Genomic DNA, 16,596 nt, shown 5'->3' with positions numbered 1-16,596 from the left:
CTATTTCTCTGACTACAAAAAAGCCCGGCTCCATCTGGAACCGGGCTTTTGCCTAATAAGCGAAGCTCAAGCGCTACTTCGTCTTTTCTGTTTTCTCCTTGATCTTCATCTTTTTGCCGTTGTCCGACTTCATCTTCCGCTTCGATTTCTTGTCGGTGGCGGGAGTAGCATCGGCTTCGGCAGCGGCGGGGGCTACTACGTTGTACGAGGCCGACATATCGGCTTTTGCAGGGTTGCCGTCGAGGTCAAGCTCTATTACCTCGTAGCCTAGCTTTTGCAGTTCGGGCAGCTGCTTTCGGTCGCCGGTTACTACCATCACCATGCTCTCGAGGGGCAGGTATTTTGCAGCAATGGCTTTCACCTCTTCCTTTTTGAGGTTTTGAAGAATATCCGTCTGCTTCTTGAGGTAGTCGGGCGTCAGGTCGTACTCGAGCAGGCGGCTGAGGAAAGCGGCTTTTTGCTGCCCCGTTTCGTAGAGCCGGGCGTCCTGCTGGCCCACCGATGACTTCAGGAACTCCAGCTCCTCGTCGCTGATGCCGTTTTTGCGGTAGTCTTCTATTTCCTTCACAAACTCCTTCACCGAGGCCGCCGTGGCGTCGGCGCGCACGCCGGCGCTAGCCGTAAACGGACCTACGTACCGGGTGCCGGAGTAGCCCGAGCGGGCACCGTAAGTGTAGCCCTTGTCCTCGCGCAGGTTCAGGTTGATGCGCGAGTTGAAAGCGCCCCCCAGAATGTAGTTGGCCAGATATGAGCGGTAATAATCGCCAGTGGCGTCGTAGGGCATGGCCAGGTAGCCAATGCGGATTTCCGATTGGGCCGCGTCGTCCTTGTTTACGAAGTAGACTTTGGTTTTGTCGGGCTTGGAGGCGGGCTTAGCAGCCGGAATAGCTACCTCCTTGCGACTCCAGTTTTCCAGGAAGCCCAGCTTCGGTACCAGGGTCTTCTGCTCTACGTCGCCCACGGCCACCATATAAGATACGTTGGGCGCGTAGTTCTTGGCATAAAACTGCTTTACATCGTCCAGGGTGATGTTTTGCACCGAGTTCTGGGTACCACTGCTGGGTATGCTCATGATGTCGTCGGTACCATAGAGCAAGCGGCTGTAGGTCTTGTTGGCAATGGTCACCGGTTGGGTGTTCTGATTGGCAATATTTTCTATCGTCTGCTTTTTAATGCGGGCAAAGTCGGCTGCATCGAAGCGCGGACGCATCAGGCGCTCTTCCAATAGAGCCATGGTCTGGTCCAGGTTTTTGGTTAACGACTGCACATACACCGTCGTGTTGTCGTCGCCGGGAATTACCTGCACCGTGCTGCCTAGGGTGTTAAGCGCTGCGCTAAACTCCTCGCCCGAGTATTTCTGCGAGCCCTCATTCAGCATTGCCGCCGTCAGCGAGGCAATACCGGCCTTCGTTGGGTCGGCCTGCTCGAGGCGGTGGCCGCCGCGAATGGTCAGGAGCATGGTCACGGAAGGAATCTCAGTGTTACGCGTGCCCATTACGCGCAGGCCGTTCTTAAACTGATCTTGCCACAAGGTGGGCACCTGCACCACGGGGTTGGCTCCTCTCTTGGGCTGCTTGCTCCGGTCGAAAGTGTCAGTTGCCTTCGCGTAGGTCAGCCCTTGGTACTCGTCGGCCTGGGCCTGGTAGCCGTCCTTCGAGATGGTGTAATTGTCGGCTTTGGCCAGCAGCGTGGGGGCCGTTTTGGGCACCACACTCAGCACGACGGCCTTTTTGCCCTTCACGTACTGAGTGTACACGCGCACCACGTCGGCTTTAGTGAGGGCGCGCAGGCGCTTGAGCTCCTCGGTCAGGCGGTTGGGGTTGCCGGTGTAGGTCTGGTAAGCGGCCAGCTGCGACACCTTGCCGCTCACGCTGGCTAGGCTGTTCACCATCTGGGCCTCGGTGCTGGCCTTGAAGCGCCGCACCTGCTCGTCGCTCACGCCGGTTTTCTCAAACTCGGCCAGGGTCTGGCGCACAATGACTTCGATGCTGTCGAGGCCTTTGCCAGGGAAGCTCAGGGCCGTAATGTTGAACTCGCCGGCCAGCTCCGCGCTGCGGTTATTAGCCGACGCCTGCACGGCCTTCTGGTTCTTTACCAGGTTCTTATACAGCAGCGAGTTCTTGCCCTGGCCCATAATCTCGGCCAGCGCATCGAGGGCTATTTCGTCGGGGTGATACTGCGGCACGCTGGGGAACACCATTTGCAGCATCGGAAAGCGCACGTTGTCTTGGTAGCTCACGTAGCGGTCCTGGGTGAGTTTGGGCGCGGGCAGCTTCATGTTCTGCACGGCCGGGCCCCGGCCAATGGGGCCGAAGTACTTCTCCACCATCTTCACTACCTCGGCCGGCTTCACATCGCCGCCCACGGTGACGGTGGCGTTATTGGGACTGTACCAGCGCAGGAAGAAGTTTTTCAGATCATTCGCATCAGAGCGGTCCAGGTCTTCCAGGTAGCCGATGGTCATCCAGGAATACGGGTGTCCATAGGGGTAGAGGTTTTTGGAGACGTTCTCGCCGGCCAGGCCGTAGGGGCGGTTGTCGTAGTTTTGGCCGCGCTCGTTTTTCACCGTGGAGCGCTGCACCTCGAACTTGGGCTGCGTGACGGCATCGAGCAGAAAACCCATGCGGTCAGCTTCCAGCCACAGGGCCGTTTCGAGCTGATTGCTGGGCACGGTTTCGTAGTAGTTAGTCCGGTCGCGGTTGGTAGAGCCATTCAGGGTGCCGCCCGCCGCCGTTACGGTTTTGAAGTGCTGCTCGTCGGCTACGTGGTCGGAGCCCTGAAACATCATGTGCTCGAAGAAGTGCGCGAAGCCCGACTTGCCGATTTCCTCCCGCGCCGAGCCTACGTGGTAGGTCACATCGACGTGTACCAGCGGGTCGCTGTGGTCTTCGTGTACGAGCAGCGTGAGGCCGTTGGGCAGCACGTATTTCTCGTAGGGAATCACCAGCTCCGAGCCTTTGCGGGTTACTTTTTCCACCAGCTTGGTGCCGCCGGGCGCGGTGGCGGGCTTGGCCGTTTTCTTGGGGGCGGGCGTTTGCTGGGCTGCGGCCGGGTTCAGGGCCAGCGTCAGGCCCAGGCCCAGCAGCCAGAGTTGTTTTCGAATCATAAAGGGCATGTATTCCTGCGTGTAAAGGATAAAGAAAGACGGAGACGAGCAAAGACACCGCACGGCCCGGTCAGGACGCACGTATTCCTGTCCAAGATTACCTGTTTTTCAGCATATTCGGATAGAGCAGCGCGCCTTGGGGGCTTTTTTGGCAATGTGCGCCTTCTGGCCCGGCTTCACTGCCCCAAAAGCCCGCCTTAGGTCCAGCCGGGCAGTCACAGAACGTAGCCCCGAATGGCCATAATTTTTCCGGCCTTCTTTCCGGATTCAGACATCCGAAGTCAGCGGCGCTCTAGTATCTTCGCAAGATATTTTAGCACTATGCTCCCGCCTTATCTGGATTTCTTACAACTCTCTTATCGCCCCGATTTACAGGTACTTTTTATGCGCTGGGGCCGGCCCGTATCGTCGCAGGAGCACCGGCAGGGCTACGGCGCAGCGCTGGAGCTGGCGCGCACGGTGAGCACGGGCCGCTGGCTGGTCGATCTGCGCAGCCGGGGCCTGGCCTCGCTCGAGGATTTCGCCTGGATTCTGACGGATTTTCGGGTGGAGCTGGCCGCCGCGCTGCCCCCCGCCGTGCCGCGCCGCATCGCTTACCTGGTGGCCCCCTACCACGCCGATACTATCCGGGCGCGCCTGACCTCGCTGGAGCCCACGTATCCGGCGGCCCTGCGGCAGAGCGCCGTAGTGCGTGCCTTCACCGAAGAGCAGCCGGCCCAGCAGTGGCTGCGCACCGGCAAGGACTGACCCAATCGGATCTGATTTAAACTAAAAAAGCCCCCCAGCAGCCTACTCAGGCGGTTGGGGGGCTTTTTGTAGCAGTTTCTTTTGACTTACAGCCGCGAATCAGTTTGCACAGGAGCGTCGTAGGCCGGAGTATCGAGTGCGACGGGCTCAGTGGCGGGCAGGCGGATGTCGTCGGCGTCATCCACGCGCAGGGTGAGCAGGCCGGAGATAATCATGGAAATGCCCCCCAGCACGAGGGTGTACACCGATTCACCCTCAAAGACAGTCTTGGTAAAGAAACCCAGAATCAGGCCGGCTACTACCTGCGGAATCACGATAAAGAAGTTGAATACGCCCATGTAGTAGCCCATTTTGTTGGCCGGCAGCGCCCCGGCCAGCATGGCGTAAGGCACCGACAGAATGCTGGCCCAGGCAATACCGACGCCCACCATCGAGAAGAGCAACATCGTGGGATTATCAATAAAATAGATGGAAATCAGCCCCAGGCCACCGGCCACCAGACACAGCATATGCGTGAAGCGGCGGCTGGTAGCGCGGGCAATGAAGGGCAGCAGCAGCGCGGCAATGGCCGACACGCCATTGTAGACGGCAAAGCAGATGCCCACCCAGTCGGCACCCTCGTTGTAGAGCTTGGAGGTGGCGTCGGTGGTGCCGTAGATGTGGCTGGTAACGGCGGGCGTGGTATAAATCCACATCGAGAACAAGGCCAGCCACGAGAAAAACTGCACCAGGGCCAGCTGGCGCATGGTTTTGGGCATGGCAAAAATACCCGCGAACGACTCGCGCACCCCATTCATAAAGCCCGCGTTGCGCTGCTTCTCCTCCTCAAACTCCGCCATGTTCTCCGGCGGATACTCGCGGGTGCGCAGCACCGTCCAGAGTACGGCCAGAAAAAACGCCGCGCCGCCGATATAAAAGGCGTACTTCACCGATAGTGGAATCTGACCCGCCGGGGCTGTATTAGCTACGCCAAACCAGTTAGTGAACATCCACGGCAGCGACGAAGCCACCACCGCGCCCACGCCGATAAAGAAGGTTTGGGCCGCGAAACCCGCCGTGCGCTGCTCCGAAGGCAGCAGGTCGCCGACCAACGCGCGGAAGGGCTCCATGCTGATGTTGATGCTCGAATCCATGATCCAGAGCATGCCAGCAGCCATCCACAGGGCCGTCACGTTGGGCATTACCAGCAGCGCCAGCGAAGCCAGAATGGCCCCCACCAGAAAAAACGGCCGCCGCCGTCCCCAGCGCGGGCTCCAGGTGCGGTCGGATAAGTAGCCGATGACGGGCTGCACCAGCAGGCCCGTGACGGGCGCGGCCAGCCACAGAAAGGCAATATTGTCGGCGTCGGCCCCCATCGTTTCGAAGATGCGGCTCACGTTGGCGTTCTGCAACGCAAACCCGAACTGAATACCCAGAAAGCCGAAGCTCATATTCCAGATTTGCCAGAAGCTCAGGCGGGGTTTCTCGCGGGTGCTGCTGGCCGGGGCGGCTGCGACGCTGGTTGCCATTGGGGGGATTTTTGGTGGGATAGGGATAAGGGCGAAAAAGGTACAAAAAATCACGTAAAAACGCGGCCAACCGCGCCTGAAGTGCAGGCGCTGCCGGGGAAAGGGAAGATTAGAGCCGATTGTATCGGAACAATTTCCTCGAACTTATTCCCCCATTTCAGGTCCGGTAAGTACAGGGAGTAGCTGGTTCAGACGCCAAGTAGATAGGGCTTCACCTGTTCTGTCTACATTTAGCTTTCTGTCTGTGCTACTACTTATCTTATATGCCCGTGCTTTTCTCTACTTGTTATCTCAGGGCCTTTGGTGCCCTCTTATGGGTTGGCGTTGCTCCAGGTGCTTTGGCACAGCAAGCCCCCACACATGATACCCGCTTTACTTTACAAATACAGTATGGAGTGGGGGCCAATTTTCAGGCAGCCTCCTTTCGCGATACGCCCAGTGAACTACAGCGCGTGAACCTGCAGGGTGCCGTTGGGGGCGGCGAAGTGTCGTACCGCGTGGGGCAGAAAGGGGCGGTGGCTTTAGGCTACACCCGCAGTGTGAATATGGATGAAAAACACCTGCGCTATCAAAACTCCTCAACTACTACCACCCAGATTGATTTCCGGTTGCGCTACATCAACAACGCTTTCCAGGTCCTGTATGAGCGCGCCCTGAATTCCGATTTCAAAGCGCACGCTGGACTTGTGTATATGACCACAGCTTCGCAAACGGCTTATGTATATCCACTTATCGCTGGCAATATGCCATTCGTAACAGTGAGCGAAAGCAACCGTGGCAACAACTACGCCGAGGAAGCCGGCATAGTAGCGGGGCTGGAATATTCGCGGCCCATCGATACCCGACTGCGGTTAGGCCTTAAAATACGAGGCTACTACCTGGCCTCTGTATCTACCTTTGAAATGCTCACGCTCACCCCCACGCTTTCTTACCAGCTGTAGTGCCCATACGCGCTGCCGGAGCTACGCCGTATAGCAGCCCAGCTCCGGTTAGCAGCTCATTTACTGAGCTTCTCCAGAATCACATCCAATTTACCGTCCATGCCGGTTTGCTGAATCTGTACTTCTGTCAATTGGGTTTGCCTTCCGGCCACCTGCGTTTGTACTCCGGCTAGCTCAGTCTTCACTTCTACTCACTCCCGCAGCAAGAAGCCAATAGTGCCACTTTGCTGGCCCATGGCCGTGACAAGCTGGTTCAGCAGCGTGATATGCTGGTTCAGGATAACCGTGTGCTGCTTGAGTTGAGCCGTGTGGCGGTTCAGAACAGTTAAAGCGTCGGAGAGCAAGGCCTCAAGCTGGTCTAGGCCTCCGTCGGGCGTCATTGGGGGGGCAAAAATGAAGAGTGAAATCTACTTCTTCGGACTAATCTCAAACACGTAGGCGCTAAGCGGAGCCAGGTTTAGACTTAAATTATCGGTCGCCGGAGCCTGGTTGAGCAGATCGGTATAGGTGGACTGTTGCTGCGGATCGAGGCCCATGGCCACCTGCGCTTCTTTGGGAATGGCGATGGTGGGCTTCAGGGTCTGGTCGCGGCTGAAATTGACCACGACCAGCAATTTCTGCTTGTCGGTGTAGCGCAGGTAGCTGTATACGTGCTTCTGGTCGTAGCTCTGGCTGAGGTTGTTGGCATCTTGCAACTCGTAGAACCGGCCCCGGCGGATGGCGTCGGAGCTGGCGGCGAGGTTGAGCAGACGGGAGTAGAAGCCGCGAAGCTGGCGCTGCTCGGCGCTGAGCCGGCCACCGTCGAACTTGCCGCCGTTCATCCATTTCTGATGCTCGGGCACGCCCCAATAGTCGAAAATGGTGGTGCGGCCATCGCCGGTGTTGAAGCCGGCCACCCCTTTGGCTGGCTCCCCTACTTCCTGGCCCATGTACACCATCACGGGACCGGAGGCCAGCGTGGCCGACACCGTGAGGGCCGGAATAGCGGTGCGCGGGTCGGTGGCAAACTCCGGGGAGGCAATGCGCTGCTCGTCGTGGTTTTCCAGGAAGCGCAGCATGTGGGAGCTGATGCCGCGGCTTTCCTCCTTCCAGACTTTGGTAATGTCCTCCGTGTTGCCTTCGCCGCGCATGAGGCGGCGCAGGCCGTCGTAGAGGCCGACTTTATCGTAGAGGAAATCAAATTTGCCCTGCTCGATATAGCGCTTGTACACCTTGGGGTCGTAGGCTTCGGCAATAAACACGAGGCTGGGCTTCACCTTTTTCACCTCCGGAATTACCCAGGCCCAGAATTCAACGGGCACCATCTCGGCCACGTCGCAGCGGAAACCGTCCACGTCTTTTTTAGCCCAGAAAATCAGGATGTCGCGCATCTTTTTCCAGGTGTCGGGCACGGGCTCGAAATGGCTCTTGCGCCCCTGCTGGTAGTCGACGCCGTAATTGAGCTTGATGGTTTCAAACCAGTCATCAATCTTCGGCTCGGCCGAAAACACGTCGTTGCCGGTGGCTTTGGCCGGCGTCTCGTTGAACTTCTTGTCCTCTTTCGGCCCTAGCGCCGCCCCCAGTGGGTTGTTGGCCTTCGGCACGACCAGGGTTTTGCCGGGCAGGTAGTAGAAGTTGTTCTGGGGGGCAAATGCCTTGGTCTTGTCGTCTTTCTGCCCCAGATCCACCACGCCGGCCGGCTTGGCATCCGAGGTATAGGTGCGCGCTACGTGGTTGGGAATGAAGTCGATAATGAGCTTGAGCTGGTTGTCGTGGGTGCGCTTTACGAGGGCTTCAAACTCCCGCATCCGGTTCTGCACGTCCACGGCCAGGTCGGGGTCCACGTCGTAGTAGTCCTTGATGGCGTAGGGCGAGCCGGCGCGCCCTTTCACCACGTCGGCGTCGTCGAGCGGAATGCCATATTTGGTGAAGTCCGCCATGGTGGCGTGCTCGATGATGCCGGTGTACCACACATGCGACACGCCCATCCGGCGCAGGGCCTGAAGGGCGGGCGCGGTGATGTCGTTGAACTTCCCAGTGCCGTTTTCAGCGCTGGTGCCGTGGGTTTTGTTCACGGCCTTTTTGTTGCCAAACAGGCGCGGCAGCAGCTGATAGATAACGAGTTTGTTATCCTTCGGCGTTTCGTCGGTAGTATTCGGGTCGGGAAGCGTAGTAGAATCGGTCACGGAAACAGGAGATGACGAAGGAGAAAGCCGGAACGCGACCAAAGCCAGCGCGCAAGCTGCGATAGGTATGAGTTTATGCATAGGAGCAAGGTAATATTTTGTGAAGTAGCGAAAGGTGAAATGGTGAAAGGTGAGTTTGATGTGCAACTTGCACAAGTAGCGCCGGTTGAACGACAAACTCACCACCTCACCACCTCACCACTTCACCATTCCTGGCTAAGCGGATGCAACATTAGCTCATCGACTACCACATGAGGCGGGGCCTCCAGCACGTAGCGGACGGCCTGCGCAATGTCGAGTGGCCGGAGGTGGGTTTTTTCGGCCTCGGGGCTGCCGGGACGGGAGTCGTTGAAGTAGGTATCGACCAGGCCGGGGTAAATAGTGCTGACCTTGACGCCGTGGGGCCGCATCTCTTTGCGCAGGGCGCTGAGCACGGCATCCTGGGCGTATTTGCTGGCCCCATAGGCCGCGCCGGTAGCGAAGGTGCGCTTGCTCACATCGGAGGCAATGCCGATGATGTGGCCGTAGCCTTGCAGCTTAAAGTGGGGCGCGGCGGCTTTGCACAGCAGAAAGGTACCTTTCACGTTCACGGCAAAAATACGGTCCCACTCGTCGGCGGCCATGTTCTCGAGCAGGTTGAAGCTGCCCACGCCCGCGTTGCAGATGATGATGTCGAGGCGGCCATAGTGGCGCAGGGCTACTTGCACGACGTTTTGGGCGTCGTCTTCGTCGGATATATCAGCAGGGACGGCCAGGCCGTTGATTTTGTGGGCTACGTCGAGCAGATCGTCGGTGGTGCGGGCCACACACACCACTTTTGCCCCCTGCATGGCCAGCAGCAAGGCAATGGCCCGGCCAATGCCCCGGCTGGCCCCGGTGACGATGGCAACTTTGTCGGTTAGGTCGGTCATTTTTGTTCGGGTGTTGGGTTCCCGCAGAGGAACGCAGAGGCTTCGCAGAGGTTCGCAGGGGCTATTCCAGACCGTTTACTTTGCGCACGATTCCTTCCTTTACGTGGGCCACGTTGAAATTAATAAGCAGGCCCAGTTTGCACCCGGACAACTCCAGGTACGTCAATAGCTGCTTGTGGTGCACATCCAGTAGTGCATCCACCGACTTAATTTCGACAATTACTTTGTTTTCCACCAACAGATCAAGTCGGAATCCGACATCCATTCGCACCTCTTTGTATAGCATAGGCAACGCCACCTGAGTGCGTACCCCTAATCCAGCCTGACTTACTTCGTATGTCAAAGCCGTTTCATACACCGACTCCAACAATCCCGGACCCAAGGTAGTATGGACCGCAAAAGCAGCCTTCCTAACTAAAAATGAAATATTATTCTCGTGCATAAAAACCTCAGCGAGCCTCTGCGCTCCTCTGCGGGAACCCAAAGCAAGAACTACTTCAACTCCACCACCCAGGCCGTGCGCCCCGGAATCCGCAAGGTCTTCAAATCGAGAACCACCGCCCCGGACACCACCTCCACCCCCGACGAAAACCCATTGAGGCGCTCGGCAAAACGCCCCCCATCCACGGTTTTCGCGTCTTTATTGGAGTTCATGAGCACCATCACCGTGCCCGCATCCGAGTAGCGGAAGTAGGTGTACACGCCCTCCTGCGGGACGAACTGCATGAGCCGGCCGCTGTGCAAAGCCGGGTGCGCTTTCCGGTAAGTCGCCAGCTTGCTTACTAATGCAAACACCTCCTGCTCAGCAGTTGATCGCCCGGTAGCCACGAATTTATTCTGAATATCCCCCGGAAAGCCCCCCGGAAAGTCGGCGCGCACCAGCCCATCGGGGTTGGAGAAGTTTTTCATCAATATCTCCGTGCCGTAGTAAAGCTGCGGGATGCCACGCGTAGTAAGGAGCCAGCTCAGGGCCATCTTGAGCTTGGGCACATCTTCGCCAATGACGGAAAAGAAGCGGCTCATGTCGTGGTTATCCAGAAAAACCACGTTGCGCAGGGCATTTTCATACATCCAGTCGCCTTGCAGGGCGTAGTAGAGCTTGGCGATACCATCTGTCCAGCCAGCATCTTTGGTCATGGCTTCCGTAATGGCGTACTGCGACTGAAAGTCGGTCACGCCGGGCAGGTTGGACTTGAACCCATCGACGGGGGGCAAAATATTGCGGGCAAAGTAGGCCTGCTGCCCGTTGCCCTGCACCCAGGCCTCGCCGTACATGCCCAGCCGCGGGTACTGCTCCTGAATGGCCGCGCCCCAGTCCATCAGAAACCTGCGGTCGGAGTACGGGTAGGTATCGATGCGGTAGCCGTCGAGGCCGGTGTACTCTACCCACCACAGAAAATTCTGAATCAGGTAGTTGGCTACCAGCGGGTTGCTCTGATTCACGTCGGGCATGGTGGTATCAAACCAGCCTTCGCCAAACTGCTTTCGGTCGGCCTGGGATACGTAGGGGTCATTGAAGGCCGCGTCGCGGTAGTTGCTGCGCGTGAAGGTGGGCCACTGATGAAACCAGTCTTTTGCCGGCTGATCCAGAAACAGGTAGTTTTTGCTGCCCATGTGGTTGAGCACTACGTCGTGAATCACCTTCAGGCCGTTGCGGTGGGCGTTGCGCACAAAGTTTACATAGTCTTCATTGGTGCCGTAGCGCGGATCCACGGCATAATAATCGGTGAGGGCGTAGCCGTGGTAGCTGGCTTTAGGCATGTCATTCTCGACGATGGGCGTGGGCCAGATAGCCGTGACACCCAGCTCTTTGAGGTAATCGAAGTGGTTTTCGATGCCCAGCAAGTCGCCGCCGTGGCGGGCGTACATGGAGTCGCGGGCCACGCGGTTCACGAGAGTGCCTTTCACCACGTCATTCTTCGGGTCGCCGTTGGCGAAGCGGTCGGGCATGAGCAGGTACACGAAGTCGGCGCTGGTGATGCCCTGGACGCGGCCAACCTTATTGCTGCGGGCGCGCAGCTCGTAGTCGTACTTTATCTTTCGCTCGCCCTGAAACTCCAGCGGCAGCTTGCCCGGCCTGGTATTGGGGCTGATGGTCAGATTAACGAGCAAATAGTTCGGATTCTCCAGCTTTTGCACGCCGTTCAGGGTTACTCCATCGTACTTCAAGCTGACCTTGCTGGCACCAATACCGGGACCATACACCAATAATTGCAGCTTCGGATTCTTCATGCCCACCCACCAAAATGTGGGGTCGATGCGGGTAATGGGGCCAGCTTTTTTCTTCGAGGCAGTGGTAGCCGCTACCTCGGGGACAGCGGTAGCTCCGACGGCCCCGACGGCGTGAGCACTAAGAAATACTCCGACAAGCAAGGCGAGAAAGCGAACAGATTTCATAGGAAAGCAGCGTAGGAGTTGAATCAGTGGGCAAGGTAGCGACGGGTGAGCACATCCAAAAAAGCCCCCCACGGCCACCGGGTGGGCGGCGGGCCGGGCTTGGGAGTCGGAGAAGAGGCGCCGGGGCGCATGCACTGCCAACCCTTTCCGCGCGCCGCCGTTTGCTACACAGGGCTGACCCGTCCGCCTCTTTCCGATTCTTTCCCCTTACTACTCAATGCTATGGCTACCGAAAACAACGACGGCACCGCCTCGCTGCAAGAGCTGCTGCTCTTCGTCAATGACCGCATCGAAGGCTACAAGAAGGCCGTCGAGGAAAGCAAAGACCACGAGATGCAGGGTTACTACAAGCAGCTGGTGAGCCAGAGCCAGCAGTTTGCCAACGAGCTAAACGCCTACCTGCGCAAGCAGGGCGAAGACCCCGAAACCGGCACCACGCTCAAAGGCAAGCTCTACCGGGGCTGGACGGACGCCAAAGCCCTGCTCACCGCCACCGACGAGAAAGCCATTCTCAGCTCGAACGTCTACGGCGAGGAGTGGGCCCTGAAAGCCTACCAGGACGCCCTCGACGACCACCACCTGCCCGCTTCTATCCGCCCCGCCGTGGAGCGGCAGTTCCACATCTCGGAGAAAACCTACAAGAAGCTCAAGAAGCTAGAGCACAGCACGTAAGCGGTTCTCCAGGCAGGCAGTTATGCTTCGCGCTGCGCTGCATGACAAGTTCTTCTGGTTTGATCTTTTCTCTCCCCATTTCCTAATCAGTGGGAGCTGAACAAAACGTTCGGCTCCCGCTTTTTTTGCGCAAAATGCTGACCTTGGCCGCCGCAACAGCCGAACTTGGCCCGTCCTTCATTTTTCATTTCGACTTTTCCCTTATGGCATTCGAATTCAAACCGTACAAACCTGCCCGCCAATTTGCCCCCCAAGCCGCGTATTTCTCCATGGAATTTGCCCTGGACCAAGCCCTCAAAACCTACTCGGGCGGCCTGGGTTTTCTGGCCGGCTCGCATATGCGCTCGGCCTATGAGCTCAAGCAAAACCTGATTGGTATCGGCATTCTGTGGTCGTTTGGCTACTACGACCAGGGCCGCAACGAAGACCAGACCATGCGCGCCGACTTTAGCCAGAAGCATTACTCGTTTCTGGAAGACACGGGCCTCATATTTCCCATCGTCATTCACGATGTCGAGGTGAACGTAAAGGCCATGTATCTGGCCCCCGATACCTTCGGCACCGCCCCGATGTTCTTCCTGACCACCGACATCCCGGAGAACGACTTCATTTCGCGCACCATTTCGCACCACCTCTACGACGCCGACACCGCCGCCCGCGTGGCCCAGTCGATCCTGCTGGGTGTGGGTGGCGGCAAATTGCTGGATGAGCTGGGTGTCAAGGTGGATACCTATCATCTCAACGAAGGCCACGGCCTGCCCCTGGCTTTTTACCTCTACGACAAGCACGGCCGCAAGCTGGAGGAAGTGCAGAAGCGCCTGGTATTTACCACCCACACGCCCGAGCTGGCCGGCAACGAGGAGCACGACATGAAGCTGCTCGCCAAAATGAGCTTCTTTGGCAACGTGCCCGCCGCCGAAATTACTCAAGTGGCTGGCGTAGAGCACGAGCGCCTGAACTATACCCTCACGGCCCTGCGCTTCGCCCGCAAAGCCAACGCGGTATCGAAAGTACATGGCATCGTGGCCAATCAGATGTGGGGGGCAAATGCAGGCATCTGTCCGATTATCCCCATCACCAACGCGCAAAATGGCACCTACTGGCGCGACCCGGAGCTGCACGCGGCGCTCAAAGCAAAGGATGATACGGCTCTGAAAGCCCGCAAGCGGGTGCTGAAAAAGCAATTATTTGATATAGTAGCCGACCAGACCGGCACCCTCTTGAACCCCGACGTGCTGACCGTGGTGTGGGCCCGGCGCTTCGCCGGCTACAAGCGTGCCGACCTGATTCTGCGGCACTTTGAGCGCTTCGAGGCCTTGGTATCTAGCACCGACCGGCCAGTGCAGGTCATTTGGGCCGGCAAGCCGTATCCGAAAGACTACGGGGCCATCAACCTGTTCAACGACATTATCCGTCAGACTCGCCATCTGAAAACCTGCGCCGTGCTTACCGGCTACGAGCTGGCCCTGTCGGCGGCCATGAAAAAAGGCTCCGATATCTGGCTCAATACGCCGCGCTTCCCCCGCGAGGCCTCCGGCACCAGCGGCATGACCGCCGCCATGAACGCCAGCGCCAGCCTCAGCATCGCCGACGGCTGGATACCCGAGTTCGTGCGCCACGGCGAAAACGGTTTCCTCATTCCTTTGGCCGACCTGAACCGTCCCGAACACGAGAAGGATGACTTCGAGGCCGACAGCCTGCTAACCGTGCTGGAGAACGAGGTAGTGCCCCTGTACTACGGACAGCCCGACAAATTCCTGAAGGTGATAAAAACCGGAATGCGCGAGGTAGAGCCCGAGTTTGAGTCGCACCGCATGGCTACCGAGTACTACAAGCTGATGTATAAGGCGTAATAGGCCAACAATCAAGGCGTAAAAAAGCCCCCCGGAGCATTTCTGGGGGGCTTTTTTTGGATTTTAAAAACGTGCTTGCCTCCACAAGGCGGTCATGCTGAGCATGACGTTCTTTTTAATTCTTCGAGCCGCAGTTCAGACCAGAACCGCCTGGAGTACAGCCCACACATTGCTGGCCAGAATCTTCTGTCCCTCCGCGTTCGGGTGCACGCCATCCGGCAGGTTCAGGGCACGTACGCCGAGCACGTTTTGCAGCAGAAAAGGCACGAAGGCAACGTTGTTTTTGTCGGCCAGCGTGCGGAAGGAAGCCTTAAAATCGGCAGCGTAGCGGCCATATTGGTGGTTGCCAAAAGCGCTCAGATCGAACGGAAACTCCAGGCCCACTAGCACAATTCTGGCCTGCGGGTGCTTTAGCTTCACTAAGTCAATGATTTCCTGCAGGTTCTGAGTGGTTTCGCGGACGGGAATGCCGCGCAGTCCATCATTGGCACCTAGCTCCAGCACAAACACATCGACGGGCTGGCGCGCCAATACGCTGGCCACGCGCTGACGACCACCGGCCGTCGTTTCGCCGCTCACGCCATAGTTGAGGGCTTTGTAGGGCAGCTTCAGCGAGTCGAGGCGCTGCTGAATGAGGGCTGGGAAGGCCTCGTTGGCGCGTAGCTGGTAACCCGCGGTAAGGCTATTACCGAAGAAAATAATGTTATGCATACGAATGGGTGGACTCGCTAAGAAGCTCCTGTTTGCGTGAGCCTTACTATTTGCCAGACGCCCACTACTCCCCGATGGCTGGGGGGCTTTTTTAAAGCTTGGCAAAGTGCGAAGACACCAGGCGCAGCCCCGAATCGGTGCACAGGCCCCGAATGTAGTAGAAGTGCGCGCTACGCATTACTTCTGCGCGGGTGTATTGGTCGGGAGGGAAAAGCTCGTGGTTTAAAACCATATTTAGCATTTCCATTAAGATTTTGGTTACCAGCTCAATATCAATATCATGGCGTAGCTGCTGCTGAAGTACGCCTTCCTGTATGAGGTCGCGGAGCATCAGAAAGCCATAGTTTTTCAAATGGTCCTGCATCAAATTCCAGGCTTTCGGATGCAGGTGCTGAATCTCCAGGATAGCATTGCCCGTCACCTTACTCATCTCATTGTACCCGTGCGCGTACACTGCCAACAGGCGCTCAACGGGCGTCGAGAAGTTGGCGAACAGCTCTTGATGCTCCTGTTTTTGCCGCTCCAGATCGTAGGCCATGGCCTGCACAACCAGGTCGTCCTTGTCGCGAAACAGGCCATAGAAAGTAGCCGGTGCCACATGCAGCGCCTCCATCAGCTCACTCTCGGATAAGCGATTAACGCCGAAGCGGGCAAATACGAGCTGGGCCTCTTTCAGCAGGTTGCTCTTAAAAGTCTGTAACATACTATAGCTACAGGAAAAGCGTGTACGTCACCTTCTTTTCCTAGTCAACAAGATGATTTTTAACCTCTTAATCTCTATTTCACCAACCCTAAACCGAAGAAGAATAGCAGCTGTAATAGGTACACGAAAGGTACCAGGGCATTACGCTTCGTGAACTGCGTTCGGTTGAAATATACCTGCAAAATGAATGAAATCACGAACCAGCCCTTAAAATTAAGGAGCGGAATCAAATCGTATTGCCACTGCCAGAAGTCGAGGCTGCCGGCTACGGGCTCAATGCAGGCATCGAGGCCCACCATGAGCAGGGCCGCCACCACCGCCCGCCCGATACTGGGCAGCGGCAGGTACCTGGCCAATACGCCCGTAGAATAGGTTAGTATCCACCAGTTTACCCCAATCAGCAGCGGCACGCCCAGCACCTTTATGCCCAGCGTATCGCCGTAGCTGTACTGCCCAAACAGGTAGCCTGTGTTGATGCCCACTACCTCCACGAAAAAGCCGACTACCATCACCACCAGACTAAACCAGATAAACGTGGGGCTGTGGTCGGGGTGAAAAGCCAGCAGCAGCGCGGCCGTCAGCAGCAGATTGAGCGGGGTGAATTGCAGGAAAAAGCTGGGGTCCTGGGAAAGCGCCAGGCCCAGGAAACCCGTGACGTGAAACAGGAGCAGAATGCCCTGCGCCAGGCGCAACCGGTGTTGCCCTGGGTCGGTGCCCGTAGGCGGCGCGATGGGCAAGCTTTGCGTAGATTCGGAAAAAGACACGGAGGAGGAAATTATCGGTAAGCGTTCTAAATGAAGTTTAGCAGCAGCTGGAAGAACGCATGTTTTCGGAATTAACATAAATCTTTCACTAAACCGTCATGCCGAGCAACGCGCAGCA

The 16,596-nt window shown here is 57.5% G+C and carries 14 protein-coding genes; 4 read left to right on the top strand and 10 right to left on the bottom strand.

What is annotated here, in order from left to right; all coding sequences use genetic code 11:
• Positions 1 to 73: 73 nt before the first annotated feature.
• Positions 74 to 3,106, bottom strand: coding sequence for a M16 family metallopeptidase (locus B9A24_RS02875; protein WP_084443735.1), 3,033 nt, complete (start codon positions 3,104 to 3,106; stop codon positions 74 to 76).
• 321 nt (positions 3,107 to 3,427) lie between these two features.
• Here B9A24_RS02875 and B9A24_RS02870 point away from each other — a divergent pair, with 321 nt between their 5' ends.
• The gene (locus B9A24_RS02870) at positions 3,428 to 3,853 is read left to right on the top strand and encodes a hypothetical protein (protein WP_143434727.1); all 426 of its coding nucleotides are present in this window, start codon (positions 3,428 to 3,430) and stop codon (positions 3,851 to 3,853) included.
• An 86-nt stretch (positions 3,854 to 3,939) separates the two neighbouring features.
• Here B9A24_RS02870 and B9A24_RS02865 read toward each other — a convergent pair whose 3' ends face one another.
• Positions 3,940 to 5,361 carry an MFS transporter gene (locus B9A24_RS02865; protein ID WP_234996931.1) on the bottom strand — a complete coding sequence of 474 codons (1,422 nt, stop codon included), beginning with the start codon at positions 5,359 to 5,361 and terminating at the stop codon, positions 3,940 to 3,942.
• 338 nt (positions 5,362 to 5,699) lie between these two features.
• Here B9A24_RS02865 and B9A24_RS02860 point away from each other — a divergent pair, with 338 nt between their 5' ends.
• Positions 5,700 to 6,302, top strand: coding sequence for a hypothetical protein (locus B9A24_RS02860; RefSeq protein ID WP_143434726.1), 603 nt, complete (start codon positions 5,700 to 5,702; stop codon positions 6,300 to 6,302).
• Positions 6,303 to 6,493: 191 nt separating this feature from the next.
• Here B9A24_RS02860 and B9A24_RS02855 read toward each other — a convergent pair whose 3' ends face one another.
• The 5 genes from B9A24_RS02855 to B9A24_RS02835 all read right to left on the bottom strand — a co-directional run bounded on the left by B9A24_RS02855 (position 6,494) and on the right by B9A24_RS02835 (position 11,775).
• Positions 6,494 to 6,682: a hypothetical protein gene (locus B9A24_RS02855; protein WP_084443657.1), complete on the bottom strand. Its 189-nt coding sequence runs from the start codon at positions 6,680 to 6,682 to the stop codon at positions 6,494 to 6,496.
• 27 nt (positions 6,683 to 6,709) lie between these two features.
• Complete coding sequence (locus B9A24_RS02850) at positions 6,710 to 8,548, bottom strand: alpha-amylase family glycosyl hydrolase (RefSeq protein WP_084443733.1); 1,839 nt, start codon at positions 8,546 to 8,548, stop codon at positions 6,710 to 6,712.
• Between the two features lie 122 nt (positions 8,549 to 8,670).
• On the bottom strand, positions 8,671 to 9,378 hold the full coding sequence (locus B9A24_RS02845; RefSeq protein ID WP_084443656.1) for an SDR family oxidoreductase: 708 nt from the start codon (positions 9,376 to 9,378) through the stop codon (positions 8,671 to 8,673).
• Between the two features lie 61 nt (positions 9,379 to 9,439).
• The gene (locus B9A24_RS02840; RefSeq protein WP_084443732.1) at positions 9,440 to 9,820 is read right to left on the bottom strand and encodes a GxxExxY protein; all 381 of its coding nucleotides are present in this window, start codon (positions 9,818 to 9,820) and stop codon (positions 9,440 to 9,442) included.
• A 50-nt stretch (positions 9,821 to 9,870) separates the two neighbouring features.
• Positions 9,871 to 11,775: a glycoside hydrolase family 13 protein gene (locus B9A24_RS02835; RefSeq protein ID WP_084443655.1), complete on the bottom strand. Its 1,905-nt coding sequence runs from the start codon at positions 11,773 to 11,775 to the stop codon at positions 9,871 to 9,873.
• Between the two features lie 45 nt (positions 11,776 to 11,820).
• Here B9A24_RS02835 and B9A24_RS02830 point away from each other — a divergent pair, with 45 nt between their 5' ends.
• Together B9A24_RS02830 and glgP are read left to right on the top strand one after the other, a co-directional pair.
• Positions 11,821 to 12,447, top strand: a complete 627-nt coding sequence (locus tag B9A24_RS02830; RefSeq protein WP_084443654.1) for a ferritin-like domain-containing protein — start codon at positions 11,821 to 11,823, stop codon at positions 12,445 to 12,447.
• A gap of 203 nt (positions 12,448 to 12,650) precedes the next feature.
• Complete coding sequence (gene glgP / locus B9A24_RS02825) at positions 12,651 to 14,300, top strand: alpha-glucan family phosphorylase (protein ID WP_084443731.1); 1,650 nt, start codon at positions 12,651 to 12,653, stop codon at positions 14,298 to 14,300.
• Positions 14,301 to 14,435: 135 nt separating this feature from the next.
• On the opposite strand, the gene B9A24_RS02820 is transcribed toward glgP, so the two are convergent.
• The 3 genes from B9A24_RS02820 to B9A24_RS02810 all read right to left on the bottom strand — a co-directional run bounded on the left by B9A24_RS02820 (position 14,436) and on the right by B9A24_RS02810 (position 16,478).
• Positions 14,436 to 15,011 (bottom strand): arylesterase, encoded by a 576-nt coding sequence (locus tag B9A24_RS02820; protein ID WP_084443653.1) that lies wholly within the window; start codon positions 15,009 to 15,011, stop codon positions 14,436 to 14,438.
• Positions 15,012 to 15,102: 91 nt separating this feature from the next.
• Complete coding sequence (locus B9A24_RS02815) at positions 15,103 to 15,714, bottom strand: TetR/AcrR family transcriptional regulator (RefSeq protein ID WP_084443652.1); 612 nt, start codon at positions 15,712 to 15,714, stop codon at positions 15,103 to 15,105.
• Positions 15,715 to 15,788: 74 nt separating this feature from the next.
• Entirely contained in the window at positions 15,789 to 16,478 is a 690-nt protein-coding gene (locus B9A24_RS02810) for a carotenoid biosynthesis protein (RefSeq protein ID WP_159451925.1), read from the bottom strand.
• Between the last annotated feature and the right edge of the window lie 118 nt (positions 16,479 to 16,596).

Source organism: Hymenobacter roseosalivarius DSM 11622 (assembly GCF_900176135.1).
GTDB lineage: Bacteria > Bacteroidota > Bacteroidia > Cytophagales > Hymenobacteraceae > Hymenobacter > Hymenobacter roseosalivarius.
Note: the sequence above shows the minus strand (reverse complement) of the source record. Positions and strands in the feature narration are given on the sequence as shown.